Annotated in this window: 2 protein-coding genes; one reads left to right on the top strand and one right to left on the bottom strand. The window is 63.3% G+C overall.

Features of this window, described 5'->3' with window-relative positions; genetic code table 11:
* Positions 1-188, bottom strand: a 188-nt coding sequence (locus AC066Y_RS43285; RefSeq protein ID WP_478279143.1) for a hypothetical protein, incomplete at its 3' end; no start/stop codon positions are given.
* 89 nt (positions 189-277) lie between these two features.
* Here AC066Y_RS43285 and AC066Y_RS43290 point away from each other — a divergent pair.
* The gene (locus AC066Y_RS43290) at positions 278-451 is read left to right on the top strand and encodes a DUF1328 domain-containing protein (protein WP_021077845.1); all 174 of its coding nucleotides are present in this window, start codon (positions 278-280) and stop codon (positions 449-451) included.
* Positions 452-700: the final 249 nt, after the last annotated feature.

Raw genomic sequence — 700 nt, forward strand, 5'->3', positions numbered from 1 at the left:
GTGCGTGCACGGTCCAGGGCGACGTTGCGCTTGTGGAGCTTCGGTGCTGCCTGGACATCGACGGCCGGAGCCGCGTGAGCAATCGATTTCATGGTGCCCCCAGCCGGGTCTGCAGCCGGATGTTGCAATCGGGAACCCGATTCAGCAAGGCCCAATCGTCCCGATTCCGTGGTGTCGAGGTCGGTCATTTCAGTGGATCTGTTTCGTTCTGGAACCGGGGTCGGTGGCGGGCGTTGTCGGCGGACGCGCAAGACGCGCGCGGTTTGTGGAGCGAGCAATGACACTGCTGAAATGGGCGTTGGTCTTCCTTGTGGTCTCGATCATTGCGGGCCTGCTCGGCTTCACCGGCATTTCCGCCGCCTCCGCCGACATCGCGCGCTTCCTGTTCTACGTGTTCGTCGTGATCTTCCTGGTGCTGCTGATCCTTGGGCTCACGATATTCAGGGTCTAGCGGCGATCCGGCCGAACACTCCCGTCGTCATGCCCGGGCCCCGCCCGAGCATTTCCGCTTTCAGCTTGGATGGCACTAGCCAAAACCGCCGGGCGAGGCCCGGCGGTTGCGGCAGGCGTGACGGTCTAGCCCGTCTTATTCATGATTGCCGGGCGGGGCAGCTGGAACATTTCCGGTCGGGGTGAAGGCGCGCGCGAACGCTTCGGCTTTTTCGCCGCTTTTCGACCCGACTTCGTGAACGCGTTGGAG

It is taken from the genome of Bradyrhizobium sp. USDA3010 (assembly GCF_056429065.1).